The organism is Trichocoleus sp. FACHB-90 (genome assembly GCF_014695505.1).
GTDB classification, from domain to species: domain Bacteria; phylum Cyanobacteriota; class Cyanobacteriia; order Cyanobacteriales; family FACHB-T130; genus Funiculus; species Funiculus sociatus.
On sequence record NZ_JACJOK010000056.1, the window covers coordinates 1 to 26,802 of the forward strand.

Genomic DNA, 26,802 nt, shown 5'->3' on the forward strand with positions numbered 1-26,802 from the left:
GGTGAGACAATTTCGGTTTGTAGATGCTGGTTTATCATTGTCTGTTCTTATACTTGTGTACTCCTATGTATTTTCTCGTAATCTTTTTCAAAAATCAAACCGGATTCCTATATAAAAATGTGTTAATAAAAAAGTACAGTTGTTTTTAGTCTGAGTTGGGAAAAAAATATAGAAGCGCTGCCTCTTATTAAGGCTGCTGAAAAATATTAATTTCTAACTTACATTTAGCACTATTATCAACAATCGGAGGCAGAGCCTCCAAAACTTCTTTACCAGACTGAGCCAGAATACAAGAAAATTGGATAAGGGAGTTTGTATATGACAGTTATTTCTCCGCTAGCGGTGAATAGCGATCGCCTCAACCGCAGCATCGCCAGCCTCGCAGAAATTGGCAAACTCCCTAACAACGGCGTGCGTCGTCTTGCTTACTCTCAGGAAGATTTACAAGCGCGTCAACTGGTGCAAACTTCGATGATTGAGGCAGGTATGACAGTTCGCATAGATGCCGCTGGTAACATTATTGGCACTTATCTCGGTCAGCAGCAAGCACCAGCATTAGCTACAGGTTCCCACATTGATACAGTACCCTCTGGCGGACGCTACGATGGCGTTTTGGGGGTGTTGGCGGGAATTGAAGCTGTGCGAGTATTGCACGAAAATCGTATCGCCTTAACTCATCCGGTGGAAGTAATTGTATTTGCGGACGAAGAAGGCACAATGATAGGTGCTAAGGCGATGTCGGGTAGTGTTGTAAAAGACCCAGAATATTATAGTCGCCGCGATCGCGCCTCAATTGAAACTTGTTTAGAACTCATTGGTGGAAATTGGGATAAAATTGCCACAGCAAAACGCACTCGCTCTGATATCGCTGCTTACGTCGAATTACACGTTGAACAGGGTGGAGTGCTGGAGAGTTTGGGTAGAGAAATTGGTGTTGTTGAGGGTATTGTTAGCCAGCATCGGTATAAAATTACCATCACAGGTTGCCCAAATCACGCTGGAACTACCCCAATGCACCAGCGACAGGATGCTTTAGTAGCAGGCGCTCAAGTAATTTTAGCTGTAAATGATCTAGCTAAGAATACGCCCGGTCAACAAGTGGCAACAGTGGGAGCCTTGAATGTCTTTCCTAATGCTGCCAATATTGTACCGGGACGAGTTGAGATGACGGTAGATATCCGCGACTTATCTCAAACTCATGTTGAGGGAATAGCAGAGGAGTTGCAAGAAAGATTGAAAGCGATCGCTAGTGCAACACAAACCGAGATAGCGATCGCCCCGATTTTACAAACTATACCAACTCTCGCAACACCACAGATTCAACAGGCAATTGTTCAAGCTTGTTTATCATTGAAACTTACCCACTGTACAATGCCTAGCCGTGCCAGTCACGATGCACAAGAAATAGGACATTTCACCGATATGGGTATGATTTTTGTCCCTAGCAAAGCAGGTATCAGTCACGCAGAAAATGAATATACCTCGCCAGAACAATGTACTCAAGGCGCAAATGTGCTGCTACAAACTTTGTTACACCTAGACCAAATTTACACAGCGCGATCGCGCTTTCCAAGCTAGAGGTAACTCAAAAAACTACGATGAGGAGCTTTTATTCTTGGGGACTCAGGGGAGTTTCGGGGATGTATTCTTGCACCAAAACGTAAGGCGACACGATGAGGGCGTTGAATCGCTTCTTGTGGTTGACGTTCCAATCTTGCTTCTCTTCTGGGGAAGGCTTGTAAATTAGTTGTTCGACAATCCAATGCTGCACCGAGGAAACATCATCAGACGCGATCGCTACCCCCACATCCAGCAAATCCAAACCTTTATCCACAACAACCACAGCATCGCGTTCAGCATGAGGCATCAGCCAATTCCACTCGGCCTCATCCAGCAACTCTGCTAATTCTGCTCTTAAATCGGACATTTTTTTATCCTGTTTTATTTTAGTTTACAAGGCTATACTTAATAGCCTCAACCCTACCTTTAAGGTATTTTACCAATAAGATGAAACTTTAAAATCCTCTGGTACTTTATCTATACTTCGGCTTTCATTTCGTCAATCTCAAACAAGCTTACTATTACCCCAGTAATAGGAATCGAAATAAAAATACCTAATAATCCTGCTACTCTTGCACCTACTAACAAGGCAAAAAATACCACTACTGGATTAATATTGAGCGAATTTTGCATAATCCGAGGGGAGATCAAATTATCTTGTAGCTGCTGAAGTACAATACACGCTGCTACTACTTGAATTGCCAACCAAACATTTTGAGATAGCAAAATAATAAAAACTATCCCTACTCCTAAAGTCGCTCCAATCCCAGGAATCAAGTCAAATAATCCCGTAATTATTGCTAAAAGCAATGCAAAAGGTACGTTTAAAACTAAAAATACAATAAAACTAGAAGTAGTCAGAAACAAACTTAACAATAATTGTCCTCTAAAAAAGCCTAAAAACTTCCTTTTTATTACAAGTGTAACTCGGTTTTGTAGGTGATTGGGAACAAATTTAATTAGTAAATTCCAAAGTCTGTCCCCATCTAAGAGCATGAAAAAAGAAACAACAGCAATTAATATCAAGTTCAGAAAGTTTGCAAAAAATATTTGAATTGTTGCCAGACTGTAACCAAGCCCTATTCCAAGTCCAGCGAGTAACTGCTCTCTAAACTGCTCTTCGATAAGATTTAAGTTTACTTGTATATTTCGTTGTCGAAGGTAGTTTTCTAATCGCTCTAGTAGCGGCAACATAGAATTGAAAAACGTAGTCAAACTTTCAATTAATTGTTGCCCTTGGGATACAACTGATATCCCCACTGTAACCGTCAGACCAACGATCAAAGTCATGCCGAAAATAAAAACTACAGTCACAGCTACACCGTGAGGCACAAAACGATGTAGCGATCGCACGGGATAACTCAACAAAAAAGCTACAATCGCTGCAAATGTAAAAATGACAATAACCGTCTCAAAATATTCTAAAATCTCTACCGCAGCCCAGCCACAGGCAAACAATAGCAGAAATCTCACTAAAGCCGAATTGTTGAGCCGTTCCCACAAATTTTTGCCTAATGGTTCGCTCATCTTTTCAACGCCCTAAGTCGTGCAGGGCATGAATCGCCGCCGCACATTTTTGAGTTATTTCCTGCAACTCGTCCCTATCTGTCGAACTGGGAGCATCAATTACCTGACCAATCCGCACTGTCACAGGCACCGGACGCGGTACAGGCGAACCTTTCCTAAAAATCGCCTCCGTACCCCACAAACTAACCGGAAGTAGCGGGGCTTTCGCCTTAGCCGCAATCAGCGCCGCCCCAAGTTTAGGGTCTGTAATTCGGGCATCTAGTGTCCGCGTCCCTTGCAAAAATAGACCAACAGCCCATCCTTCCTCCAGCAGAGACAGCGCCGAACGAATCGCACTCCGGTCTGCGGAACCACGCTTCACCGGATAAGCACCGTATAACTGAATTGCCTGCTTCAAAACCGGAACCTTAAACAGTTCCTCCTTTGCCATATACGCCACAGGTCGCCGTACACAGCAGGACAAAATCGGCGGGTCAAAGTCACTGGCATGATTGCTCACCACCACCAATGGCCCCGTAGCAGGCACCTGTTCGGCCCCATAGATGCGCCCCCGGAGGTATCCGTGCAGCACAGGACTTACCACCGACCATTTGAAGACATGATACAGAACTAAACTCGAAACAGGTTCGCGATCTTTGCCCATAGAGGGTAGCGGTGATAAGGATTTTTTCTCGTTCTAAGGCACTGCATTGGAATGCCTTCTGTGTTAGGGAAGCGGCGCGTAAGCGCGGCGGAGCCTCACACAATTCACAATTAGTTGTTTTTGCATCACACGAGGCAGAGCCTCTTTGAGAGTCAGTCGTTCCCAATGGGAGACTGAAAGTAAGTTTATTTTGCTGTTGGTAATTCGGCAACGTTACCAACATTCTGCAAGATGACATCGGGACAAGTGCGCTTAATCAGACCAGTCAAAACTTTGCCGGGGCCAATTTCCACTACCCGCGAAATCCCTTCTAATGGCAATTGTAGGGAAATTTCTCGCCACCGCACCGATCCTGTCATTTGGCGAATCAGGCGATCCTTCAAAACATCCGCATCTACAGCAGGAATGGGTTCCACATTCGACAGCACAGGCACTTGGGCTGAATTAAATGGTACAGACTCCAAAACTTGCTGGAACTCAGCAGCAGCTTGAGCCATTAACGGGGAGTGAAAAGCGCCAGAAACATTCAAGCGGACAATACGCTTGGCTTTTACTTGAGACAGCAGTGCCTCTGTTGCTTCTACTGTTCCAGAAATGACAACTTGAGCAGAACTGTTGTCATTAGCGATTACAACGTCGGGAGTTTCCTGAATTAGTTGTTCCAGCTTGGTGCGGTCAAACCCAATCAAGGCAGCCATCATGCCCTCAAAGGCATTATCCATCAATTCAGCGCGGCGCTTGACCAAGTTTAAACCAGCTTCAAAGTCAAACACACCAGCAACGTAGAGAGCAACGTATTCTCCCAAACTGTGACCAGCAACCAAGTCGGGTTGGTGTCCCGAAGAGCGCATCATATCCGCCAAAATACTTTCTACCACGTACAAACAAGGCTGAGTGTAGAAAGTACGCGATACCTTATCTTCCTGGCTTTGACAAATTTCCGGAACAGACCAGCCTAAAATTTGCTCTGCTTGCTCAAATTTAGCCTTAGCATCTGGCAAGTCTAATAAATCCGTTCCCATTCCAATTGCTTGCGAACCCTGTCCCGGAAATACCCATGCGGTTTTTGTCATTGTCAGTTGTCAGTTGTTAGTTGAAAAAAGTTAGGAGGCGAGGAGTTAGAAGTTATTAATTAAAAATTCATAACATTCCCAATCCAAAATCAAGAGCATCCAAAATCGAATTATCTTCCCCATTGGAAAATCGCCGCGCCCCAAGTTAGCCCAGCCCCAAAACCAGAAGTAGCAATTACATCACCCTGTTTAATCTTTCCTTCTCGCACTGCTTCATCCAGCGCTAAGGGGATGCTTGCAGCCGAAGTATTGCCATAGTTGGCAAGATTGCTGATGACTTTATCAGCAGGAATATTTAGGCGTTGGGCGACAGCATCAAGAATGCGTTGATTGGCTTGATGCAAGATCAGCCAGTCAATTTGGTCAACGCTCATGTTTGCTCTAAACAGGGCTTTTTCTATCACTTCCGGCACTTTTTGGACGGCAAAGCGGTAAATTTCTTTGCCATTCATCGTGATGGGTTGGTAGGAACCTTCTTGGACGGCGACATCGGCAACAAGTTCTTTAGGCTGTGGTTTATATCCTAGGTTCAGAGACTGGTGTTGAGTGCCATCACTCTTGAGTTCAAAACCCAGGAGGCGATCGCTAGTCGAAGCCTGCATCACGACAGCACCCGCACCATCCCCAAATAATACGCAGGTTTTCCGGTCTGACCAATCTACCCAGCGCGAGAGAATATCAGCCCCAATCACTAAGACATTTTGATATACGCCAGTGCGGATAAATTGCGATGCCGTCGCCAAAGCAAAGACAAACCCAGAGCAAGCGGCTGTTAAATCAAAGGCTACCGCTTTAGTTGCCCCTAACCGAAACTGAATTGATGAGGCACTGCCAAACAAATCGTCGGCAGTTGAGGTTGCCAGAATAATCAAATCCAGGTCAGTTGGAGAAATTCCCGCCATAGCGATCGCATTTTGAGCCGCAACCGTAGCGAGATCGCTTACCGACTCAGTAGCCGCTATCCGCCGCTTACGTATGCCAGTGCGCGATGTTATCCACTCATCGTTCGTTTCCACCAACTCACACAGTTGGTGATTATCCAGGGAAACTGTCGGTATCGCGGAACCGCTCCCTGTAATGGCGACACCGACACCTAATTGCTGTATCATTACACTCCATCAATCGTTGTTTGCTAATGGCTAATGGCTAATGAACAATTAGCAATCAGAAATCCTGACCTTAGCTGTTCCCCAATTAGCCATTAACAGACTTCACACTTCTTCCTGACCGCTAACTGCTGATTGCTGAATAATCCGACCTTGAGACTGAATTCGCTCCAGTACCTGATTATCAATAGCTTCTGTCGCCAAGCGAACTGCATTAAAAATCGAGGGAGCTTGGGAGCTACCGTGGCTGATAACGCAAATTCCTGCCACTCCCAGCAATAGGCAACCTCCGTGTTCCGCATGGTCTACGCGCTGCTTAATGCGCTTCAGATTCGGTTTTAGCAAAGCCGTGCCTATCTGTCCGTGCAGTCCTTGAGGCAACTCCTCCTTGAGGATATGCAACACCGCCTCACCAACCGCTTCGGCAAATTTCAACAAAACATTGCCTACAAAACCATCACAAACAATTACATCAAAGCGTCCCGTGAGGACATCTCGACCTTCAGCATTGCCGATAAAGGAAATTTGCGAATTTTCTTGCAGCTTTTGATGAGTGCGAATTGCTAATTCGTTACCTTTACATTCTTCTTCCCCAATGTTGAGCAGTCCTACCTTGGGTTCATCAACACCCAGCACATACTGGCTATAAATTGACCCCATCAGTGCGAACTGTTCTAAGAACTTAGGACGACAATCGACATTTGCGCCGACATCAAGAATTAGCACCGACTTACTTGCTATCATTGTCGGCAAAACTGCACCAATTGCCGGACGGTCGATGCCCCGCAGTCGTCCCAGTCGCAGCAGTGCGGATGCCATAGCGGCTCCTGAGTGTCCTGCTGAAACCACTGCATCCGCCTGCTTTTGTTTTACCAAATCCATAGCCACGTTAATCGAAGCCTTGGGCTTGCGTTTTAACCCGCTTAGAGGCTCCTCGTGCATTTCAATTGTGCCTTCAGAAGGCACAATTTGAGGAAGATGAGAACTGGTGTGTTGCTTGAGAGTGGCTTCAATCTGATGAGGATCGCCCACCAGCAAAACCTCTACGCCCAATTCTTCCTGTGCTCTAAGCGCCCCTGCAACGATTTCGGCGGGGGCGTGGTCGCCACCCATAGCGTCAATTGCGATCCGTGCGCGAGTCGATCCCATTGATCAAAATGATAGAAACCTTAAAAATTCTACCAGTACCGATGACCGATGAAGAAGGCAATCATGGAAAGGTAAAAAGCAAAAATAAGAGAAACTAGGGGCCAGAGGGCAGGTGTGGGGTAAACTTTTCCCAGTTCCCAATCCCCAAAAATTGGTAAATTCAGGCGGAAGTCGCTTGGGTCGTTCGTCTAATTTCTAGCTTGCACGCTCTTGCAGGCTCTTTGTACTAAGAAAGGAAAGTGAGTAATGCTGGAATTATTTGGCTCTGGATTGGTTACTTTGTGGCTGAATATGGCTGGGTTGAACACAACTGGAGTCGATACTGCCCAACTAATGGCGTGGCGGGGCGTTCCTTTGTTTGCCCTGAGCAGCGCAACCGATCCCGCAGCTGAAATCGCTATGCGGCAATACTTGAAAGGCTTGTCAGCCAAAGGAGCTGTTACAGCTTCTCAGGGGGTGTGGCTTCAGTCTGGGGCGGTGACACTGGCAAATCACCAAGGGACTATTCCCATCCCTGCGGCTTCGTTGACTAAGATTGCTACTTCTGTAGCTGCTTTAGAAACTTGGGGGCCAGCTCATCAGTTTGAAACTTTGATCGGTGCCACGGGGCCGATTAAAAATGGGGTGTTGCAGGGAGATTTGGTGATTACTGGTAGTGGCGATCCGTTCTTTGTTTGGGAGGAAGCGATCGCTGTTGGTAATGCTTTAAATAAGCGCGGTATCCGCCAAGTTAACGGCAATTTGGTGATTGTGGGCAATTTCTACATGAATTACCAATCTAACCCCGTCTTGGCTGGTCAAATGCTAAAAGCCGCATTTAACCCCCGCTTGTGGCCCAGAGATGCCCAATATCTCTACAACTTAATGCCGTCAGGAACACCAAAACCTCAAATAGCGATCGCTGGTGGTGTGAAAGTGCTAACTCCCCCAAGCCCCGTTAGTCAGGTAGATTTTGGCGGATTCCCGAAACAAATCTTATTGTTGCGCCACCACTCAATGTCTCTGGCTCATATCCTCAAGGAGATGAACATCTACAGCAACAACGAGATGGCAGAGATGCTTTCCAATTCCCTCGGCGGCGCATCAGTTGTAGCCCAGTTGGGGGCTAAATCTGCGGGGGTTCCCCAGCAGGAAATTCAACTTATAAATGGTTCCGGGCTGGGAGTTGAAAATCGCATCTCTCCCCGTGCTGTTTGTGGGATGCTGATGGCAATGGAGCGCTATCTACAGCCCCACAATTTAACCGTTGCCGACTTATTCCCTGTCGCGGGACGCGATCGCCGGGGAACGATGGCATATCGCAAACTTCCACCAGGCACAATTATCAAAACTGGCACCCTGCGAGAAGTTAGTGCCTTAGCTGGAGTAGTTCCAACACGCGATCGCGGCCCCGTTTGGTTTGCCATCATCAACAAAGGCGGCAACGTCGATAACTTCCGCACCCAACAAGACATCATCGTGCAAAAGCTTGTCAAGCAGTGGGGAATGGCACCTACCTTACCCGTTGCCCTCGCCCCCAGCCCCGGCACCTCTGATGCCCCCAAGCACCTCGGAGAACCTACCCGTAACGAAATTATCTCCGGTGTCCAGGTGCCATTTTGATTCGCTAATGGCTAATGGCTAATTGTCTGCTCTTCCCAATTAGCCATTAGCCACTAACTAAGGAATAATTTCCGTCACCACCCTGCCGCCGCTGTTAGCACCACCGCCGCCAGTAACGACAACCGTCTGATCCTGTAACCTCCCGGCAGCTTGCGGGCCTGTCAAGTGCAGCGGCGGATTAACTTGTTTATAAGTCACATTACCTACAGCATCAAATTCCTCAGTAGAAATATTCCAACTCACCCGATCTGCTTGAAGTTGGGATTGATTTCGAGTACCAACGCCTCTGACATTTCCACTCAGACGAGCAACTTTTCCCTTCAAATCTACCTGTCCCTGATTTCCGGTCAGCGTCACTTGCTGCTGCCGATGGAAAACCTTTAATGGTTCGTTTGACGTTACCATTTCCGTAGTTAAATCCCAGGTGACAGAATTACCAGCTATTTGCATCGGCGGTTCCAAGGAATTTATCTGGACATTCTGCTTCAGCGTCGCCGTCTTTGTGTTCAGGTTTACCTGACCACTGTTACCGAAAGCTTGGTCTGTCACAGCTTGACCTTTGTAGCGATTAATTTGGAGTGGGCGATCGCCTATAACCATCTTTTGAGGAATCTGCCAAATCAAGTGTTCCGTTCTCACTTGTAACACTGGGTCTTTCGACGTTCCCACAACCTGACCGATTAATTCCAGTTGCTGCGATCGACTAAAATATCTTCCTTCCTTAGCCGTAGCATCCAGCTGTTTATGAGTTCCTACCAAATTGTCACGAACTATTAACAGGTCTTCCTTCGGCCTCCACTCTAATTGATCTCCCTTTAGCACCGCACCATTACGGGGATCGGTAGCTACAATTTGACCATTGAGAAATACTTTTTTTCCATCCTCCTGAATTTCTCCACTCTTTGCCTTGATCTGCAAAACCAGTTTCCCATCCTGAAACAAATCGCCTGTTGGATTCTGAATGCGGGCAGTTTTCTTATCTTTGGTGTAAACCGCCTTCTTCGCCTGCACTTTCCATAGTGGTCGTCCCTGCTCATCCGCCTGATCCAAAGTTACATCGTTAAATACCAAACTCCCCTCAAAATCTGTCACTAAGGAAGTATCTTTCTCTAACTTTTTTTCTGCACGTTTTTGCGGATTACAACCAACCAATAAAACTGGTAAAAGGCAAAACGCAAAAGGCAAAAGAAATAGTTTTTTACTAACTTGTAAGTTTTTCATTCCTTCTGCCTTTATATCAATTATTTTTTTGTCTTTGAGCTTACCTTTCTTCCTGATCGTCCATAAAACCGATCCCAGAAAGCGGACGGTAAGTGTAGTTTTGTCGGGGCGTTTTTTGGATATCTTCTTTGATACCATCGAGGTCAATGTAACGGTCTGACACATTGATCAAACTGTCACTGGTCATTGAACGCAGACTCACAACCTCGACCCGGACACCCCGATAACTAACAGCATCAACCGCGTAAGCCAGATCGCCATCCCCACTCACGAGAACTGCTGTATCGTAAGACCCCACTAAAGCCATCATATCAACCGCGATTTCCACATCTAGATTGGCTTTCTTAGAGCCATCAGGCAGCTGCACCAAGTCTTTAGCAATGACGCGATACCCATTGCGACGCATCCAAAGCAGAAAGCCTTGTTGCTTTTCATTGGTGCGGTCAACACCAGTGTAGAAAAAAGAGCGCAGCAGCCGAGATCCTGCCGTTAGGCGGCACAGCAGCTTTGTGTAGTCAATTTCAATCCCCAGCTGCAACGCTGCATAAAACAGATTTGATCCATCAATAAAAATGGCAACCCGGCCCCGATTTTCTAAAACTTGTTCCGGCGTGAAGACGGAATCATTACTGGTGAAATTATTCAACATGATTGTTATGCCTCGGTTTTTTATGAAAAAAGTAATTAGCTGTCAGTTGTCATTTGTCATTAGTTAAGCTACAAAAGACAAAAGACAGCAGAAAAAAGCTAACAGCTAGTAGCTAAGACGAAACAGCTTGGGGTTGTTCCAGTCTGGCGAAGACTGGTTTAGCTTCCCCCAACTTCTGTCTTGGAGTTAGTGTTCCCCAAGCGCTATGAGTAACGAACGGTTCTGTAACATCTGTTAACGATTTGTTGTTAAAGTCAATTGAAAAGCCTAGCTGTTGGTAGATGTCGTTGCTGATGTTGGGAATAATTGGGGAAAGTAGATAAGCTGCCAGTCTAGCAGATTCAAGAACAGCATACAGCACTTGTTCTACTGCCTGCTGTTGTCCCTGCTTGTATAACTTCCAGGGAGCCTGCTCATCAATAAATTTATTACAGGCTCGAATTAAAGTGAAGATGGCTTCACTTGCTTGGCTGAAAGCCAGGGATTCATAAGCTTGAGTAACTTTGTCACCTAGAACAGAGCCAACCGCTTTGAGCTGATTGTCAGCGGGAATGTCTTCTCCTGAGCAATTGGGAACCTCGCTGTTGCAGTATTTTTTCGCCATGTTTAAGGTGCGGTTAACCAAGTTTCCCAAGTCGTTTGCTAAGTCTGCATTCAGGGTATTGATAAACCGGGTTTCATTAAAATCTCCGTCTTGTCCAAATTCAATCTCCTTGAGAAAGTAGTAACGAATAGCGTCAGCGCTGTAACGGTTTACTAAATCGACCGGATCGACAGTATTACCCAGAGTTTTACTAATCTTCCGCCCGTCTTTGGTGAGAAAGCCATGCCCAAACACCCGGCCAGGTAGAGGCAAACCAGCTGACATTAACATTGCCGGCCAATAAACTGTATGAAACCGCAGAATGTCTTTACCAATCAGGTGCATATTAATCGGCCACCACTTGGATAAAGCATTCTCTAACGTTGGTTCCATATCAGGATCGAGCAATGCTGTTATGTAACCAACCAAGGCATCAAACCAGACATAGATGGTGTGGCTGGGATCGACTGGTACTGGAAAACCCCAGTCTAAATTTACTCGCGAGATAGAGAAATCTTGAAGTCCTTGGCTGACAAAGTTCAAAACTTCGTTGCGGCGGCTTTCTGGCTGGAGAAAATCCGGTTGCTTTTGATAAAGTTGTTCCAGCTGGCTTTGGTACTTGGAGAGTCGAAAGAAGTAGTTCTGTTCGTCTCGCCACTCGGCTTCTTTGTTTGGGTGCAGAGGGCAACGGTGTCCTTCTAGGAGGTCACGTTCTTCTTTGAATTCTTCGCAGGCAACGCAGTACCAACCTTTTTGTTGACCAAGGTAGATGTCGCCTTTCTCCCAGACTCGCTGGAAAAATTCTTTGACTATCGCTTGATGGCGGGAATCTGTAGTGCGGATAAATCGGTCGTACTTGATGTGAAGCTTTTGCCAAAGTGTATTGAAAGTATCAGCAATTTTGTCGCAGTGAGCTTGCGGGGCAAGTCCATTAGCTTCTGCTGTCCGCTGAATTTTCTGTCCATGCTCATCCGTGCCTGTAATCAATAACACGGATTTGCCGCGTAGTCTCTCAAACCGAGCCACGACATCGGCAGCGATGGTTGTATAGGCACTGCCGATATGGGGTACGTCGTTCACATAATACAGGGGTGTGGTAATAGCAAATGTGCTTTTACTTGTATCGTTAACACTCATAGATATAAAAAACAACCAGATTATTTGCTTTCGATCATATCCAAGGGTACGGTTATTTTGGATTTTTTCGTTACCTTTTCTAGATGTTTTTAAGTAAATTTAGTTAGACAAGTATAAATTTATACTTTTTATGACTAAGAAATTGCCCAGAACACTTAAACACTCTTTACTAGAAAGTTCTGCCTTAAGAGATTCGTAAACCCCAGGAGAATAAGGTTAATAATTGTATTAAGAAAAGTTAATGAGTTGGCGTTGGGAAAGTAAGGGTTGAGTGCTAAGTGTTGGAAGACGGCAGTGCCGTACCCTGACTGAACTGAGGAAAATGCCTCTAGCCTAAGCACAGCAAGTCTTGCCTGTTAAAGGTGGCGTTGCGATCGCATCCATTCCTTTTACTATCCGCTCTACTGTTCCTTGCGCCTGTCGATTATTGCTTACATTTAAAGAATGTCTTCAGATAGCCCTTTACAAATTTCTCAATTTCTGCTCTCGACTCTCTCGACGCGGATGTATGTATACCATGAGGATCGGGTTCCTCATGACTGTCCTGTACTGGTTGTGAGCAATCACCGCAGTGTTATCGATGCACCGCTACTGATGGCAGCAATCAAACGTCCGATTCGCTTTGCCTGCCATCACTATATGGGGCAAGTGCCTGTGATGCGGGAGATTGTTAATCAGTTGGGGTGTTTTCCTTTAGAAGCCCCTGAACATCGGCAGAAAGGTTTTTTTGAGAAAGCGATTCAACTGTTGCAGCATCGTCAGGTTGTTGGGGTGTTTCCAGAGGGGGCTAAACCGATGGTGCAGGTGACACCGCCTAATAAAATGGGGGATTTCCAACGGGGATTTGCTCATCTGGCAATACGAGCGCCTGTGCAGAATTTAGCCGTTTTGCCAGTGGCGATCGCATCCCTGGAAGAAACCACCAACTCAGCGGTGCCACTGCGTTTGTTAAGTTTCTTTGACCCTTCAGAGCCGCTTTTCGCCGGCCCCGGCTGGCACCCGATGGTGATTTATCGTCGGACTAACGTTTTAATTGGTCGTCCGCGTTGGATTTCTCCCCAAATGCGGGAACAATATCAAGGAAAGCAGGCAAAATCAGTTGTTGCCGATCTGTCTGATTACTGTCATCAGGAAATTGCTGATCTACTGCGTCAGGGTTGTTATTAGTGGAAGAGGGTGGGAGTTATCCCGTAAAATGAGGATAAATACCTACCAGATTGGCTATTCAACCAGCGAGCAATTAGCAACTGATTCTAATTTTTCACAAGTTGTTTTTTAAACGGACGTTAAAAAATGCCAGAAGTTAAAAGCCGTCCTTGTTTCCTTACCCCCAGCCGGATGAATCAAGATCACCCGCTGTTTGTGTTCCTTCCAGGTATGGATGGTACAGGTCAGCTGCTGCGATCGCAAACGACTGGATTAGAATCAGGCTTTGATATCCGCTGTTTGGCAATCCCCGCCGATGATTTGACCAGCTGGGAAGAACTCACAGAGCAGGTAGTGGCTCTGGTGGAAGCAGAACTAAAAAAACAACCAAATCGGTCAGTTTACCTGTGTGGCGAGTCATTTGGCGGCTGCTTGGCGATGAAAGTGGCACTGCGATCGCCTAAACTGTTTGACCGGATGATTCTAGTTAACCCAGCTTCTTCTCTTAATCAAAGACCGTGGCTGCGATTGGGATCGCAACTAACTCACTTGGTGCCAGAGTTAATTTATCGTCTGGGAGCAGTTTGGCTTTTACCGTTTTTGGCTCATTTGGAAAGAATTTTACCAAGCGATCGCCAAGCGCTTCTAGATGCCGTTCGGTCAGTACCGCCGAAAACTATTATCTGGCGAATTTCCTTAGTGAGAGACTTTTACATGGAGGAAAGCAAGCTGCGTAGCCTTAACTTACCTGTACTGGCGATCGCTGGTGGCGCAGACCGCCTGTTGCCTTCTGTAGCTGAGGCTCAACATTTAGCTTCCGTCCTACCCAACGCCAAAATGCTTGTCTTGCCTCGTTGCGGTCACGCCTGCCTTCTGGAAGCAGATGTCAACCTCTACGAAATTATGAAAGCGGAAAATTTCTTAGAAAGTCGGGAAAAAAATCTCGCGAATATTTCATCCTAACTTTCTGAGAATATGCACTCAATAGCTTGAGAAGTTGAGAAGCGATCGCTTCTCAACCAAAGCAAAAATCAGGGATCAGTCTTTAACGGAAATTATTGGGATTCAGCCGAGGGTTGGATCGTGCGGGTATTCCGCGTCTCAACTGGGTGCCAGTACCGCCGTCAGATGGATCTAAGAAAGGTCGCAGGTTAATATTTTGGGATGGACGATTTAGGGAATTGCCGCCCAGAGAAGACAAACCCAGGTTTAATAAGTCGCTGAGCATCTGAGCATCCCTACCACCGACAAAAGTATTCACGCCTTGAGTTACCTGTCCGGTGTCGGCGATGCTAATGTTTTGAAACACGCGATCGCGCGTTTGTTGTGGATCTTGTCCCGGCGGTACTGTCAGCACAATTCGACAATCTGGGTTTTTCTGAGTGGTGATACAAACAACGTTGTAGTTGTTTTCCACAGATGCCTGCATCTCTTGCAAACCATCAGGTCTATAAGATTCTAACCTGCGGCTAATTTCGTTACAGCGTCGCTCTGATGTCCAACCACCGCCTAAAGGACTCGGAGTTGCCCAAGCATAAGATTGACTTGGTTGGCTCTTGGGATGGTACATCACCGTATACTGCCCGCTCATAACCTGACAGGTAAATCGCGACTCGTCGGCAGTTTTGCTATCTGATTCCGCATCCGGTTGGGTTGTGGTAGACTCTTTACTCTCAGGCTTGGTTTCTACCTCAACATCCCCAGGCGATGTCTTCTTTTGGTCTTCTACATCTGGTAGTTGCGCTTGAATCAGATAACCTGCATTGGCTTCACCGCTACTCAGTAAGATTGTTACCCCAACGGATAAAGCCAGACTTTGAAAAACTGAAGACCCAAGCACGAAAGCCAACTTACACAGCCGTGGTGACATATCAACCCTCTTAGGAAGTTTCTTGACTATTGTCAGCATCATTTAAAAAATGAGCTGTTTTCACAAATCTTTATAAATGGACATTTGTAGCGTATACTACGAGGGTGCGACTATAACCTCTATGCCCTGAAAGAAATCCGGGCAAGCGGTAATTGTCTACGGTGTCCCCTAAATACCAATGACGGGAAAAACCGCTCTAAAGTTCCCGCGCAGTCCTTAAATAGAAGATAAAAGGAGAAAAAACCAATGTCGGAGGCACAAAAGCCGCTGACAGTTCCACGCGAATACTTGGAACCGCCAGGAGAGTTCAATCCAACGCTACTCATGTTTTTATCATCCGTAGCGATGCTAGTAGTTTCAAACTTCGGTTACTGGCTGTGGGAGTGGCCTCACTGGTGTTGTTTTACCACTAATACACTGGCCCTGCACATGGCAGGAACGGTGATTCACGATGCCTGCCACAATTCTGCCCATCGTAACCGGGTAGTTAATGCCATCATGGGACATGGCAGTGCGCTGATGTTAGTCTTTGCCTTCCCCGTGTTTACGCGGGTGCATTTGCAGCATCATGCTCATGTGAATGACCCGGAAAACGACCCGGATCATTACGTTTCTACGGGAGGGCCCCTGTGGTTAATTCCGGTACGCTTTTTGTACCACGAGATATTTTTCTTTCAACGGCAGCTGTGGCGCAAGCATGAACTTTGGGAATGGTTTTTAAGCCGCTTGTTTGTCGGGTCTATTTTCTATATCTCAATTCAGTATCACTTTTTAGGCTACATTCTGAATTTTTGGTTCATACCGGCTGGCGTGGTGGGATTGGCGCTAGGATTGTTTTTTGATTATCTACCGCATCGTCCGCATCAAGAGCGCGATCGCTGGAAAAATGCCAGAGTTTACCCCAATTCAGTTCTCAACGTGCTGATTATGGGGCAGAACTACCATCTAATTCATCATTTGTGGCCTGCTATCCCCTGGTACAACTACCAGAACGCTTATTACGCCACCAAACCACTGTTAGACGAAAAAGGCTGTCATCAATCCCTAGGACTGCTGCAAGGAAAAGATTTCCGGAGCTTCCTATATGACGTTTTTTTGGGTATCCGCTTTCACAAAAAAAGTGTTAGCTAATACGGATTGGGGATTGGGGATTGGGAAAAATATTTTCCTATTCACCAGTTACCCATTACCTATTACCTATTACTAAGGCCCAATCTGGTCTTAGGGTTTTGGCACCGCGCAGATAGGGATGGTGAATGGGGGGGTGAGAAGCTGGAAGATTGACGTGGATTAGGAAACGGATGCAGCGTTCCAGTCCGCCCTCTACGTGCATTTGTTGAACATCTAACAGGGGAACATTGTCCCATTCAGGACGAGAACGAGCGATCGCTGCGGGAAAGACAGCATCTAAATCACGAGTAACCGAGAACGTAGCACTGATAATCTCATCTGGGTGCAGTTGATTTCGCTTTTCCAATTCATCCAGCAGTTCTGTCACCACTTCTCGCATCGCCTCAACGGTGTTTTCTGAGGCAGTTGTTGCCCCGCGAATCGCTCTAACTCGCCACTCCACGCAAAAGTCCTCCGAATATTAAAATAGTTTTAAGTTTTGAGTTGTTCCAGACGCGATATATCGCGTCTGAGTTTTAATTTACTCAACACTCAGCACTAACTATGGTCGATATAGCCACAACGGCTGGCCACTGGTAGATAGTTCAAATTCTAACCAGTCTATCCCAGCTGATAGACCAGATACCCCCTGAACTTTACTTGATACCACGCGATTCCAAAAGGGTTTGCGTTCTTCAATAGTGAAACACTTGGTTTTCTCCGGGTCAAGACCCACCAATTCTGCTGCCCAGCGGCGTGCGTCTTCCTCAGTTCCGAGTCTGTCTACGATGCCCAGTTCTAAAGCTTGCGCTCCAGTAAAAATGCGACCATCAGCAAAGCTTTTAACTTTTTCTGTTGCTAATTTTCGCCCCTCAGCAACCGTTTCGACAAACTGCTGATAACTGTTGTCAATCAAATCTTGGAGAATGTTCTCTTCCGGCTCTGTAAGTTCCCGGTCAAAAGCCAAAATATCCTTATAGGGGCCGGATTTGATCACCTTGAAAGATACGCCGATTTTTTCTAGCAAGCGCTCCAGGTTGTTTCCTCGCAGAATTACACCGATACTGCCAGTAATCGTGCCTGGGTTGGCGACGATGTGGTCGGCTCCCATGCCGATGTAGACTCCTCCGGATGCCGAGATATTGCCGAAGCTGGCAACAATCTTGACCTTCTGGCGCAGACGTTTGAGCGCCTCGTAGATTTCTTGCGAATCGCCAACAGTCCCGCCTGGACTATCTATGCGAAGCAGTAAGGCGGGAAAGCGTCGTTCTTCAATGGTTTTCAGAGCTTCCAAAACCCGTTTGCGGGTGGCAGCAGCGATCGCGCCTGTAACTTCAATCCGAGCAATTTGTTTTTGAAATTTGGGCTTAAAAGGCCAGATCATGAGCAGTCAAGCAATGAATCTTGAATAATTGGATGAGCCGAGTTAGGTAAAAGAGCAAATCCTAGAAACAGTAAGCGTTTCCACATAAATGCCGATCCTTTCTCTAGTTTGCACGATCCGCATCTGTTTAGGTGGGCTACTGGTGCCTGGGCTTCTTGGTCTATTTCCATCGCTCCCTTAACATAGCTGGTGCTTTATAGCAAATACATATATTTTTGTAATACTCACAACAATTCATATAAGTTGCTTAACAGAAATACATATTAAGTACAATAAGGGGATTGGGGGCTGGGGACTGGGGACTAGGGACTAGGTAAGACTTTTTCCTCTTCCCCAATCCCCAATCCCCAATCCCCAATCCCCAATCCCCAGCCCTTCTATGCAGCTAAAATTCACAGAATCCAAAATCCCGTTCGCACCGTTGCTACTAATTGCCCCGTTTTTTCTGTGGGGAACGGCTATGGTAGCGATGAAAGGCGTTATCCCAAACACGACACCTCTGTTTATGGCTGGTGTGCGGTTGGTGCCTGCGGGTGTTTTGGTATTGGTAGCAGGCTTTTTGATGGGGAAACCTCAACCAAAAGGTATTAGTGCATGGCTGTGGATTAGCTTGTTTGCCTTGGTTGATGGCGCTTTGTTTCAGGGATTTTTGGCGCTGGGATTAGTGAGAACTGGTGCGGGTTTGGGATCGGTAATGATTGACTCTCAGCCGCTGGCAGTAGCTTTGCTATCGTGCTGGTTGTTTGGTGAAACCATTGGTTTGTGGGGTTGGCTGGGATTATTAGTGGGAGTGCTGGGTATTAGTTTGATTGGGTTGCCCCAAGAGTGGATTTTCAATCTTTCACACCCAAACGCGATCGCCCAATCGATGGTAGAAACCCTAAATTTAGTGTCTTTGGTGCATCTATTTGAAAATGGGCAGTGGCTAATGCTGTTGGCGGCCCTGTCTATGGCTGTGGGAACGGTGACAATTAGGAAGGTGTGCCAATATGCCGACCCGGTGATGGCAACAGGGTGGCACATGATTTTGGGCGGGTTGCCTTTATTTGCGCTGTCTGCTATTGGGGAAACCCAACAGTGGGTGCATTTAGATAGCTTAAGCTGGCTGGCGTTGAGCTATTCGACAATATTTGGCAGCGCGATCGCTTACGGTTTATTCTTTTACTTTGCCTCTAGTGGCAGTCTTACCAGCCTCAGTTCTCTAACTTTTCTGACACCAGTGTTTGCCCTACTCTTTGGCAACCTGCTGTTGTCGGAAGTTCTGACTCCCCTCCAGTGGGCAGGAGTCAGTCTTACCCTGGTGAGTATATATCTAATTAATCAGCGGGAGACGCTAGCCCAAAAGTGGAGCGATCGCAGATTCTGGGCTTCCTCATCTGTTGAGGCTATTGTCTCCGGTGAGGAAACCACCTCTGAGGAGCAAATTCCCCTGTTAGGTGCCGCAGAACAACGACCCTATGCGTCACTGCCGATAAAATTGAAAGAATCTGAAGCCGAGATGTGGCAAAATCGGTAGGAATGAAGATGATCGCTCCCAAGCAGAAGTTAATATGTGAGAGCAAATTAATAGTTTTTGCTATGATCGGCGCATCATTTTCAATTCCACCAAACGAGCTTTTCCCCCAAATCTTGTGGGTAAAAAGCTTACTAACTGTATAGAAATTATAATTTCATGCTGGCACTGGAAGCTAAAGAAAAAACTCTTAGCAAAGGATCTTGTCGGGTTTGGATCGCTTAGACAGGTTTCCCCAAAATGATACTCTATCGCTCAACGTTGCTTCTAGTCACATCTGTCACCTGTTTGGGTTTTATCCCCATTTCAGGCAAAAACTTTTCAGGTGTTGAGCAAGCGATCGCCACTTTACCAACCCGTTCGCAATCCCTAGAATTAGCTCAGGGAAGTTCTCCAAACGCCGCAGACGCGCAACCTGTCCTCACAGTTGGCTCTCAAGGCTTGGAAGTAGCCGAATTACAAAAGGCACTCAAGCGTTTGGGACACTACGACGGGGCAGTTGATGGAGTGTATGGGCGAACTACAGCGGTTGCAGTTTCCAAATTTCAAACATCTGCTGGGTTAGCGGCTGACGGCGTTGCTGGCTCAACAACTAGGGAGAATATCAAGACATCTCTAGCTGCACAGCCCAAACCATCCCCTATACAAAAACCCAAAGCGGCAAAACCTCGCCCTAATCCGCTGTTGTGGGCGCTGGGCTTGACTCTAGCATCTGCTGGGGTAGGATTGGCAGTGTACTTCTTTGTGTCATGGTTGAAAAAAGCTACCAGGGACGAGGAGGAGCCAGAAGCCTCATCTGATGTATCCGATGAAATCAATTATCTAGACTTGGAAGATGCCAGTAATAATGGCATCGACACCCACATTCAACCGCTAGAAAACGACAGCAAAAACGGCTTCCATTCCCCTGTTTTCACCGTTTTAGATAAACGTAATCCAGAGGAAGGAATAACTCCCCAGCCGCCTAAAGAAACAACACCGCCTATCAGGGAAACTACTCGCCTGGCTAAAATCGACATTGTTGAAGAATTAGTCAAAGATTTACAGGGAAACGATCTTACAAAGCGACGCAAGGCAATTTGGGAACTGGCGCAACGGGGAGACTCTAGGGCAGTACAGCCATTGGTGGATCTGTTGATGGATTCAGATTCCCAGCAACGCGGCTTAATATTGGAGGCTCTATCGCAAATTGGCACGCGCACTCTCAAACCCATGAACCGGGCGCTGGCAATTTCGTTGCAAGATGAAAGCCCGGAAGTGCGGAAAAATGCGATTCGCGATTTGACGAGAATCTATGACACAATTTCCCAAGTTAGCCAACTGTTGCGCCTTGCTGCTGAGGATCAAAATTCCGATGTTCAGGAAACAGCGCGGTGGGCTATGGGTCAGTTAAATCGGATTCGCAGTATCCCTGGTGCCGATAATAAGGCAGCTTTGCCTAATTCCCCTGAAGACAAATCAGACGAGCGATCGCAATGAAGTTTTGATTGAATTAAAATAACTCAGAACTTAACCCAAAACACATTCAACGCTCTTTGAAACTGTTATTGCTCTCAACCCCAGTTGGCGCTCTTGGCACAGGGCTAGGGGGAGGTGTCGAACTAACGCTGCTTAACGTTGCCCAAGAGATGATCCGCCGGGGTCATACTCTAAAAATTGTCGCTCCCCAAGGATCTGTCTTGGGGGAGATTCCCATTGTCGAGATTGCTGGAGAACTCCAAACTACGGCTCAGAGTCAGGGACGCAGTACGCCGATTGTCATGCCGGAAAATTCGGTATTAGGCAATATGTGCGACTATGCGCGGCAAGTGCAGGCTGATTACGATCTGATTTTCAACATTGCCTACGATTGGTTGCCGTTTTACCTGACACCATTTTTTGAGTGCGCGATCGCTCATTTCATCAGTATGGGTTCCCTCTCCGATGCAATGGATCAAATCGCCGCAAAGGTTGCTGTCGAGTTTCCCGGTACTATTGGTGTCTACACTCGCACCCAGGCAGAAACGTTTCCTTTTGCCCAGCAGTGCCGGATTCTGGGTGGTGGGCTGGATCTATCCCTGTATGATTTTGTCAAAGAACCCTCACCCGCCTTAGCTTGGCTGGGTCGAATCGCTCCCGAAAAAGGTTTGGAGGATGCTGTCGCAGCTGCGAATATAACTGGCATCCCCCTGAAAATATTGGGAAAGATGCAGGATGAAGCATACTGGCAGCAGATTTGTCAAGATTATCCAGATGCTCCTGTGGAATATGTGGGATTTTTCCCCACAGCCCAAATGCAGCAAGAATTAGGCAAATGTCGGGCGCTGTTGATGACTCCTCGCTGGGTGGAAGCGTTTGGCAATGTGGTAATTGAGGCGTTGGCTTGTGGGGTGCCAGTAATTTCCTACAGTCGAGGTGGCCCTACTGAAATTATCCAAGATGGGAAAACGGGCTTTTTGGTGGAACCGGATAGCGTGGAAGGTTTAGTAGAGGCAATTGGACGATTGGATCAAATTGACCGCCTAGCTTGTCGCCAACAAGCCGAAGCCGAGTATTCATTGGAGGCTTTGGGCGATCGCTTCTTAAACTGGTTTCAAGACATCATAGAGGAATCTAAGAATTGCTGAGGTGAAGCATGGACAAGGTTGTAACCCTAGAGGAAGTGTTAAATCTAGCAAAGCAACTTTCAAATGTACATACTATTTTGTGAGAGCGATCGCGTTTTCTGCGTACATCAAATGCGTAGGATGCGTTAAGCGATTTCTCGTAACGCACCCAAAAAATTAAAATGAACGATTTTGCATTACGCACTCACAGGAGTTTTTACCTCTTGTGGGAGTTTTTGCAATTTTGCCTCCTCTGCCATAAAATCAGCCAACTGAGCTTCAATCTGCTCTTTGACAATCTGGCGATACTCCACAAAATGCTCGATTTGAGCGCACACGGCTAAATAACTGCTGATTCCGCCCTTATTGTGCCGATACATACTAAACAGGTTGCGCCAGAATTTTAAGCGAGTTTTGCGGACAACACCTTGTCGCCAACAAATTGTTAGAAACGCCCGAATTACCACCCAATCTAGTTTCTTTTTGGGACGTTTTCCTTTATTAGGATAAGTTGCTTCTCCTAAAATGCGGAAGTGACGGTAAGTGCGGTCTAGAAAACGCTCTGGATCGTAAAGTGTCCAGAAGGCGTTGATATATTCGCGGGCAATTTCTTCGAGGGGACGAGTAGGGACATAGTTCATCAATGTGGTTTGATTGATGTTCGCTGATTCTCCTCGCAGTCGTCCTTCTTTCTTTAGCCGATGCCAGAGGGCGGTATCGGGTAAAGCTTGCAGCATACTAAAAATGGCTGTGGGAATTGAGGTTTTCTCAACAAATTGGACAATGCGATCGCCTGCTCCCGGTTTCTCCCCATCAAAGCCAATAATAAACCCTGCCATCACCCGCAGCCCCGAACGCGCGATCGCTTCAACAGAATCGCTCAAAGAATCTCGTGTATTTTGAAACTTCTGAGTTAGCGCTAAACTGTCCTCGTCTGGCGTTTCTATTCCTAAAAACACTGCCCCAAAATTACACTGAACCATCATATCCATCAGTTCTTGATCTTTTGCCAAATCAACTGATGCTTCTGTGGCAAAAGAGAAAGGATACTGATGTTCAACCATCCAAGGTTGCAACTCTTTTAGGAACAACTTAACATTGCGCTTATTCCCAATAAAGTTGTCATCCACCATAAAAATACTGCGTCGCCAACCCAACTCATAAAGGCGTTCTAATTCAGCTATTAATTGGGCTGGGGCTTTTGTTCGGGGTTTGCGTCCGTAGAGAACAATAATGTCGCAGAATTCGCACTGAAAAGGACACCCGCGAGAAAACTGGACTGACATCTCAGAATAAGCGTCAAACTCCAGTAAATCGAAGCGGGGAATAGGCGTAATAGTGACATCCGGTCTTTCTCCCCCAGACCGTAAAATACCAGCAGTGTCGCCCCGTTGAACTGCTTCCACAAACATCGGCAGAGTGATTTCCCCTTCATCCAAAATCAAATAATCTGCACCCGCTGCTTCTGCTTCTTTGGGTAACGCTGTTGGATAAGGGCCGCCTACTGCCACAGCTTTACCGCGTCTTTTTGCTTCTTGAATTTGGTCAATAAAATCTTCCTGCTGGACAATCATTGCTGAGAGAATCACCAAATCTGCCCATTCCCACTCAGCTTCAGTTACCGGGCGGATATTTCTATCTACTAGCTTAAATTCCCACTCTTGGGGGAGAATTGCTGCTACAGTTACTAAACCTAAAGGCGGTAGCATGGCTTTGCGATTTAGCAAAGCTAAGGTTTTTTCAAAAGACCAAAAACTTTTGGGAAATAGCGGATATAAAAGTAAAACTCGCATGAAATGTCAATCCTCACTTTATTAAAAGTCATTATTCATTAGTCATTAGTTCTTAGTTTTTGGTAAGGACACGGCGGCCCGTGTCCCTATAACTAATGGCTACTAACTAATGACTCTTCTGGCTTACTTTTCACCTCAGAAACTTCAGTTTTCTGTTTTGGCTGGGGTGCTAGATATTCAACTAATTGAGCCTCAATTTCGTCGCGAACAATTTGCCGATACTCCATGAAATGCTCATTGTGGGCGCAGAGGGTGAGGTAATGTTCCCATACTGCCGGGTTGTTCTTAATGATGCTAAACAAATGATGCCAGAATTTCCAGCGAGTCTGGCGTTTGAAGCCCTGACGCCAGATTACAATCGAAAGTGCCTTCAAATCTATCAGGCTGGGCATTTTGAAGGGAGCTTTTACTTTTGGTGCGCCTAGCATTAGGAAACAGCGATAGATGCGATCCAGATAGCGACTTGGTTCATACAAATCACTAAATGCCTCGACATATTCTCTAGCGATGTCTTCTACAGGGCGAGTCGGGATAAAATTCATCAAAGTGGTCTGGTTGAGGTTGCCTTCTTTGCCCACCAGTCGCCCTTCTTTCTCTAGTCGGTGCCACAAAGCTGTATTGGGGAGAGCTTGCAACATTCCAAAAGTTGTGGTAGGGATAGCAGTCAGTTCGGCAAATCGAACAATGCGATCGCCTGCGCCTTTTTTCTCGCCATCAAAGCCAATGATAAACCCAGCCATCGGTCGCAACCCGGCGCGTGTAATCATTTCCACAGCTTCGGCGAGGGAACTGCGCGTATTTTGGAATTTCTTCGTCATCGACAGACTTTCCTCATCCGGCGTTTCAATTCCCAGAAACACAGCATCAAAATAACACTCAACCATCAGCTCTATCAATTCCGGATCTTGCGCCAAATCGATAGAAGCTTCCGTATTAAATTTGAAAGGATATTTGTGTTCAGCTTGCCAGACTTTCAACTCCTTGAGAAATAATTTGACATTGCGCTTATTCCCAATAAAGTTGTCATCCACCATGAACACGCCGCGCCGCCATCCCAGTTGGTAGAGATACTCCAACTCTGCCAAAAGTTGCGCTGGGGTTTTAGTACGGGGTTTGCGACCGTATAGCACAATGATGTCGCAAAATTCGCACTGGAAGGGACAACCCCGCGAAAACTGCACTGACATCGAATCGTAAGCATCAAATTCTAGCAAATCAAAGCGAGGAACTGGAGTTGTCGTGACATCTGGTTTTTCCCCATTGATGGCGCGGAAAATGCCCGATTTTTCGCCGCGCTCAATTGCTTCGACAAACATCGGCAGCGTAATTTCCCCTTCATCTAAAATCAGGAAATCTACACCTGCCTCTTGAACTTCTTCCGGTACAGAAGTTGGATAAGGGCCACCACAGGCCACCAGTTTACCGCGCCGCTTCGCTTCCCGGATTTGGTCAAGTAAATCTGGCTTTTGGACAATCATAGCGGAGAGAATTACCACATCTGCCCATTCCCACTCTGCGTCTGTCACAGAGCGAATATTTCTGTCTACCAGTTTAAATTCCCACTCTTGAGGTAAAATCGCCGCCACGGTCACTAAACCCAACGGCGGTAGCAAAACCTTACGGTTGACTAATTCCAGAATTTTCTCGTAAGACCAAAATGTTTTAGGAAAAAGAGGATAAACTAATAAAACTCTCATTGAATCTAAACCCTCACACTCTTCTAATTTTTTAGCTATTAGCTAATTCATAGCATAAGAGTTTAGCTGAATCCGGCTAATCTGGTTAATATAATTGTTTTTTTAAGGCTCTAGGTAGCAAAGGGTAGGTTATCTGATATCTTGCACCAACCCGATAACCCGCCCGGAACTCAAGTTCCGGGCTAATAGCGAAAGTCCTCTGAAGAGGACTAAGAAAGAGCTTCAGTCCATTTTAATGGACTTCAGCTATTAGCCAGTGATTTGAATCGCTGGCGGGCTAACAGCGTAGGTGCAAGATATAAGTTATAGGTCTTTAATCTAATCCTTCCTCTTGTTCGCTAGTTTCTAGCCGCCTTTGGGTAAGGGTTGCAGCGCGACAGCACTACCTTTGCGTTAAAAAACCCTTCTTGAGTGTCTACTCGCCTTTAATTGCGGGCGGTTTTCTCTCGACTCCGCTAATTTTCAGCACGTCGGTGAAGGTGGCGCAGTAATTCGGCAGACCAAAGGTAGTCGGGTTTACGGGATCTTGGTAGGTGAAATTACGGTAGCGCAAGCAAAATCGATCCCAAGGTGCCATCTGAATTCGGAACAAGACGATCAATAAATCGGCAAGTGAGAGAGTCAAAGGCACGCGGAAATAAATCTTTTTATCCAAGTAGGCGCAGACTTCTTCTACGGCTTGATTTGCCGTCAGCGCTTCCTGTCCCAAAACTAACTGTCGCGGTTCTCCAGGTTTTGGGGGATTGTCGATGAGGTATTGCACCACAGTCGCAATATCCCGCGCATGGATAAAATGGAAGCTGCCATCGGCTTTGAAAAAGCGAATCAAGTCTATCCACTTCGCTACTCCTGGCAAACCGGAGGAAAGATGGGAGTAAGGTTTGTTGGTATCTCCTCCCAGTACCAGGGTAGGAAACAGGGTGGTGATGCGGGGCGCGATCGCTAGTTTCGATAACCGCTGCAAGCAGTCATACTTAGAACGGATATAATCTGTCCCCAGTTGTGACGCTTCCTTGAGTGGTTCGTTGGAACGGTCGAGGACGCTGGCGGTGGAAAAGTAAATTACTTGTTTGCACACTGCTGGGTCAAGCAGGTTCAACAACCGGATGGTTTTGATAACGTTAACATCAAACACCTCTTGCGACCCGCCCCAAGCTGTAGCTGCCAAAACTGCAACATCCATTGTCTTGAGCAAATCGCCTATTCGCTCAACTTCTCGCAGGTCATAGTGCAGGATGGTAACGCCCGGTCTTGCTTCGTAGTCAATTCCCAGTTTATCTGGGTTTCTGACCAGCAGATACAGCTCGTGTTCTGTGTTTTGAATCAGGCTTTCGCTAATGTAGTGACCAATGCAGCCACTCGCACCAGTCACCAAAATCCGCTTCGGGGTCATAAGGGGTTAGTCATTAGTAAGTTGCTTAAGAGCTAAGAGCTAATCGTGAAGCTCTTAGCTC

General features: G+C 46.5%; 23 protein-coding genes. 8 read left to right on the forward strand and 15 right to left on the reverse strand.

The window, feature by feature from the left end; translation table 11 throughout:
* Positions 1 to 318: 318 nt before the first annotated feature.
* The gene (locus tag H6F74_RS16100; RefSeq protein WP_190442855.1) at positions 319 to 1,578 is read left to right on the forward strand and encodes a Zn-dependent hydrolase; all 1,260 of its coding nucleotides are present in this window, start codon (positions 319 to 321) and stop codon (positions 1,576 to 1,578) included.
* 31 nt (positions 1,579 to 1,609) lie between these two features.
* On the opposite strand, the gene H6F74_RS16105 is transcribed toward H6F74_RS16100, so the two are convergent.
* From H6F74_RS16105 to plsX, 6 genes are all read right to left on the reverse strand, one after another.
* Positions 1,610 to 1,927 carry a DUF2288 domain-containing protein gene (locus tag H6F74_RS16105; RefSeq protein ID WP_190421528.1) on the reverse strand — a complete coding sequence of 106 codons (318 nt, stop codon included), beginning with the start codon at positions 1,925 to 1,927 and terminating at the stop codon, positions 1,610 to 1,612.
* Between the two features lie 110 nt (positions 1,928 to 2,037).
* A complete protein-coding gene (locus tag H6F74_RS16110) occupies positions 2,038 to 3,087 on the reverse strand; it encodes an AI-2E family transporter (protein WP_190442857.1) in 1,050 nt (349 codons plus the stop codon).
* Between the two features lie 4 nt (positions 3,088 to 3,091).
* Positions 3,092 to 3,730: a lysophospholipid acyltransferase family protein gene (locus tag H6F74_RS16115; protein ID WP_190442859.1), complete on the reverse strand. Its 639-nt coding sequence runs from the start codon at positions 3,728 to 3,730 to the stop codon at positions 3,092 to 3,094.
* Positions 3,731 to 3,915: 185 nt separating this feature from the next.
* Positions 3,916 to 4,803, reverse strand: coding sequence for an ACP S-malonyltransferase (gene fabD / locus H6F74_RS16120; protein WP_190442861.1), 888 nt, complete (start codon positions 4,801 to 4,803; stop codon positions 3,916 to 3,918).
* Positions 4,804 to 4,913: 110 nt separating this feature from the next.
* Positions 4,914 to 5,912, reverse strand: coding sequence for a beta-ketoacyl-ACP synthase III (locus tag H6F74_RS16125; RefSeq protein ID WP_190442862.1), 999 nt, complete (start codon positions 5,910 to 5,912; stop codon positions 4,914 to 4,916).
* 102 nt (positions 5,913 to 6,014) lie between these two features.
* Positions 6,015 to 7,058, reverse strand: coding sequence for a phosphate acyltransferase PlsX (gene plsX / locus H6F74_RS16130; protein WP_190442864.1), 1,044 nt, complete (start codon positions 7,056 to 7,058; stop codon positions 6,015 to 6,017).
* A gap of 246 nt (positions 7,059 to 7,304) precedes the next feature.
* On the opposite strand from plsX, the gene H6F74_RS16135 reads away from it, so the two are divergent.
* Positions 7,305 to 8,660 (forward strand): D-alanyl-D-alanine carboxypeptidase, encoded by a 1,356-nt coding sequence (locus H6F74_RS16135; RefSeq protein ID WP_190442866.1) that lies wholly within the window; start codon positions 7,305 to 7,307, stop codon positions 8,658 to 8,660.
* A gap of 57 nt (positions 8,661 to 8,717) precedes the next feature.
* Here H6F74_RS16135 and lptC read toward each other — a convergent pair whose 3' ends face one another.
* The 3 genes from lptC to metG all read right to left on the reverse strand — a co-directional run bounded on the left by lptC (position 8,718) and on the right by metG (position 12,250).
* Positions 8,718 to 9,881: an LPS export ABC transporter periplasmic protein LptC gene (gene lptC, locus H6F74_RS16140; protein WP_190442868.1), complete on the reverse strand. Its 1,164-nt coding sequence runs from the start codon at positions 9,879 to 9,881 to the stop codon at positions 8,718 to 8,720.
* Positions 9,882 to 9,921: 40 nt separating this feature from the next.
* A complete protein-coding gene (locus H6F74_RS16145; protein WP_190442870.1) occupies positions 9,922 to 10,530 on the reverse strand; it encodes an NYN domain-containing protein in 609 nt (202 codons plus the stop codon).
* 112 nt (positions 10,531 to 10,642) lie between these two features.
* Positions 10,643 to 12,250 (reverse strand): methionine--tRNA ligase, encoded by a 1,608-nt coding sequence (gene metG, locus H6F74_RS16150; protein ID WP_190442871.1) that lies wholly within the window; start codon positions 12,248 to 12,250, stop codon positions 10,643 to 10,645.
* 444 nt (positions 12,251 to 12,694) lie between these two features.
* Between metG and H6F74_RS16155 the strand changes: the two genes are divergently transcribed.
* Together H6F74_RS16155 and H6F74_RS16160 are read left to right on the forward strand one after the other, a co-directional pair.
* Positions 12,695 to 13,417 carry a lysophospholipid acyltransferase family protein gene (locus H6F74_RS16155; protein ID WP_190442873.1) on the forward strand — a complete coding sequence of 241 codons (723 nt, stop codon included), beginning with the start codon at positions 12,695 to 12,697 and terminating at the stop codon, positions 13,415 to 13,417.
* 126 nt (positions 13,418 to 13,543) lie between these two features.
* A complete protein-coding gene (locus H6F74_RS16160) occupies positions 13,544 to 14,359 on the forward strand; it encodes an alpha/beta hydrolase (protein ID WP_190442876.1) in 816 nt (271 codons plus the stop codon).
* 82 nt (positions 14,360 to 14,441) lie between these two features.
* Here the strand turns inward: H6F74_RS16160 and H6F74_RS16165 are convergent, their stop codons facing one another.
* Positions 14,442 to 15,266 carry a COP23 domain-containing protein gene (locus H6F74_RS16165; RefSeq protein ID WP_190442878.1) on the reverse strand — a complete coding sequence of 275 codons (825 nt, stop codon included), beginning with the start codon at positions 15,264 to 15,266 and terminating at the stop codon, positions 14,442 to 14,444.
* 246 nt (positions 15,267 to 15,512) lie between these two features.
* Here H6F74_RS16165 and crtR point away from each other — a divergent pair, with 246 nt between their 5' ends.
* Positions 15,513 to 16,397, forward strand: a complete 885-nt coding sequence (gene crtR, locus H6F74_RS16170) for a beta-carotene hydroxylase (protein ID WP_190442880.1) — start codon at positions 15,513 to 15,515, stop codon at positions 16,395 to 16,397.
* 55 nt (positions 16,398 to 16,452) lie between these two features.
* On the opposite strand, the gene aroH is transcribed toward crtR, so the two are convergent.
* On the reverse strand, positions 16,453 to 16,839 hold the full coding sequence (gene aroH, locus H6F74_RS16175) for a chorismate mutase (RefSeq protein ID WP_190421551.1): 387 nt from the start codon (positions 16,837 to 16,839) through the stop codon (positions 16,453 to 16,455).
* Positions 16,840 to 16,938: 99 nt separating this feature from the next.
* Entirely contained in the window at positions 16,939 to 17,760 is an 822-nt protein-coding gene (gene sppA, locus H6F74_RS16180) for a signal peptide peptidase SppA (protein ID WP_190421552.1), read from the reverse strand.
* Positions 17,761 to 18,139: 379 nt separating this feature from the next.
* On the opposite strand from sppA, the gene H6F74_RS16185 reads away from it, so the two are divergent.
* The 3 genes from H6F74_RS16185 to H6F74_RS16195 all read left to right on the forward strand — a co-directional run bounded on the left by H6F74_RS16185 (position 18,140) and on the right by H6F74_RS16195 (position 21,879).
* The gene (locus H6F74_RS16185; protein WP_190442882.1) at positions 18,140 to 19,276 is read left to right on the forward strand and encodes a DMT family transporter; all 1,137 of its coding nucleotides are present in this window, start codon (positions 18,140 to 18,142) and stop codon (positions 19,274 to 19,276) included.
* A 237-nt stretch (positions 19,277 to 19,513) separates the two neighbouring features.
* On the forward strand, positions 19,514 to 20,752 hold the full coding sequence (locus tag H6F74_RS16190) for a peptidoglycan-binding protein (protein WP_190442884.1): 1,239 nt from the start codon (positions 19,514 to 19,516) through the stop codon (positions 20,750 to 20,752).
* A 56-nt stretch (positions 20,753 to 20,808) separates the two neighbouring features.
* Entirely contained in the window at positions 20,809 to 21,879 is a 1,071-nt protein-coding gene (locus H6F74_RS16195; protein ID WP_199301296.1) for a glycosyltransferase family 4 protein, read from the forward strand.
* 176 nt (positions 21,880 to 22,055) lie between these two features.
* On the opposite strand, the gene H6F74_RS16200 is transcribed toward H6F74_RS16195, so the two are convergent.
* The 3 genes from H6F74_RS16200 to H6F74_RS16210 all read right to left on the reverse strand — a co-directional run bounded on the left by H6F74_RS16200 (position 22,056) and on the right by H6F74_RS16210 (position 26,741).
* Positions 22,056 to 23,651 carry a B12-binding domain-containing radical SAM protein gene (locus H6F74_RS16200; RefSeq protein WP_190442886.1) on the reverse strand — a complete coding sequence of 532 codons (1,596 nt, stop codon included), beginning with the start codon at positions 23,649 to 23,651 and terminating at the stop codon, positions 22,056 to 22,058.
* A gap of 92 nt (positions 23,652 to 23,743) precedes the next feature.
* Entirely contained in the window at positions 23,744 to 25,348 is a 1,605-nt protein-coding gene (locus tag H6F74_RS16205) for a B12-binding domain-containing radical SAM protein (protein ID WP_190442887.1), read from the reverse strand.
* A 415-nt stretch (positions 25,349 to 25,763) separates the two neighbouring features.
* Positions 25,764 to 26,741 carry an NAD(P)-dependent oxidoreductase gene (locus H6F74_RS16210; RefSeq protein ID WP_190442889.1) on the reverse strand — a complete coding sequence of 326 codons (978 nt, stop codon included), beginning with the start codon at positions 26,739 to 26,741 and terminating at the stop codon, positions 25,764 to 25,766.
* Between the last annotated feature and the right edge of the window lie 61 nt (positions 26,742 to 26,802).

What these genes read in the sequence shown, in the direction of transcription:
- H6F74_RS16155 (WP_190442873.1), top strand. Translation starts at nt 12,695, where the DNA reads ATGTCTTCAGATAGCCCTTTACAAATTTCTCAATTTCTGCTCTCGACT.
- H6F74_RS16185 (WP_190442882.1), top strand. Translation starts at nt 18,140, where the DNA reads ATGCAGCTAAAATTCACAGAATCCAAAATCCCGTTCGCACCGTTGCTA.
- H6F74_RS16200 (WP_190442886.1), bottom strand. Translation starts at nt 23,651, where the DNA reads ATGCGAGTTTTACTTTTATATCCGCTATTTCCCAAAAGTTTTTGGTCT.
- H6F74_RS16210 (WP_190442889.1), bottom strand. Translation starts at nt 26,741, where the DNA reads ATGACCCCGAAGCGGATTTTGGTGACTGGTGCGAGTGGCTGCATTGGT.
- H6F74_RS16100 (WP_190442855.1), top strand. Translation starts at nt 319, where the DNA reads ATGACAGTTATTTCTCCGCTAGCGGTGAATAGCGATCGCCTCAACCGC.
- H6F74_RS16160 (WP_190442876.1), top strand. Translation starts at nt 13,544, where the DNA reads ATGCCAGAAGTTAAAAGCCGTCCTTGTTTCCTTACCCCCAGCCGGATG.
- H6F74_RS16125 (WP_190442862.1), bottom strand. Translation starts at nt 5,912, where the DNA reads ATGATACAGCAATTAGGTGTCGGTGTCGCCATTACAGGGAGCGGTTCC.
- H6F74_RS16165 (WP_190442878.1), bottom strand. Translation starts at nt 15,266, where the DNA reads ATGTCACCACGGCTGTGTAAGTTGGCTTTCGTGCTTGGGTCTTCAGTT.
- plsX (WP_190442864.1), bottom strand. Translation starts at nt 7,058, where the DNA reads ATGGGATCGACTCGCGCACGGATCGCAATTGACGCTATGGGTGGCGAC.
- crtR (WP_190442880.1), top strand. Translation starts at nt 15,513, where the DNA reads ATGTCGGAGGCACAAAAGCCGCTGACAGTTCCACGCGAATACTTGGAA.
- H6F74_RS16110 (WP_190442857.1), bottom strand. Translation starts at nt 3,087, where the DNA reads ATGAGCGAACCATTAGGCAAAAATTTGTGGGAACGGCTCAACAATTCG.
- H6F74_RS16145 (WP_190442870.1), bottom strand. Translation starts at nt 10,530, where the DNA reads ATGTTGAATAATTTCACCAGTAATGATTCCGTCTTCACGCCGGAACAA.
- lptC (WP_190442868.1), bottom strand. Translation starts at nt 9,881, where the DNA reads ATGAAAAACTTACAAGTTAGTAAAAAACTATTTCTTTTGCCTTTTGCG.
- sppA (WP_190421552.1), bottom strand. Translation starts at nt 17,760, where the DNA reads ATGATCTGGCCTTTTAAGCCCAAATTTCAAAAACAAATTGCTCGGATT.
- H6F74_RS16205 (WP_190442887.1), bottom strand. Translation starts at nt 25,348, where the DNA reads ATGAGAGTTTTATTAGTTTATCCTCTTTTTCCTAAAACATTTTGGTCT.
- H6F74_RS16190 (WP_190442884.1), top strand. Translation starts at nt 19,514, where the DNA reads ATGATACTCTATCGCTCAACGTTGCTTCTAGTCACATCTGTCACCTGT.
- fabD (WP_190442861.1), bottom strand. Translation starts at nt 4,803, where the DNA reads ATGACAAAAACCGCATGGGTATTTCCGGGACAGGGTTCGCAAGCAATT.
- H6F74_RS16135 (WP_190442866.1), top strand. Translation starts at nt 7,305, where the DNA reads ATGCTGGAATTATTTGGCTCTGGATTGGTTACTTTGTGGCTGAATATG.
- metG (WP_190442871.1), bottom strand. Translation starts at nt 12,250, where the DNA reads ATGAGTGTTAACGATACAAGTAAAAGCACATTTGCTATTACCACACCC.
- H6F74_RS16115 (WP_190442859.1), bottom strand. Translation starts at nt 3,730, where the DNA reads ATGGGCAAAGATCGCGAACCTGTTTCGAGTTTAGTTCTGTATCATGTC.
- H6F74_RS16105 (WP_190421528.1), bottom strand. Translation starts at nt 1,927, where the DNA reads ATGTCCGATTTAAGAGCAGAATTAGCAGAGTTGCTGGATGAGGCCGAG.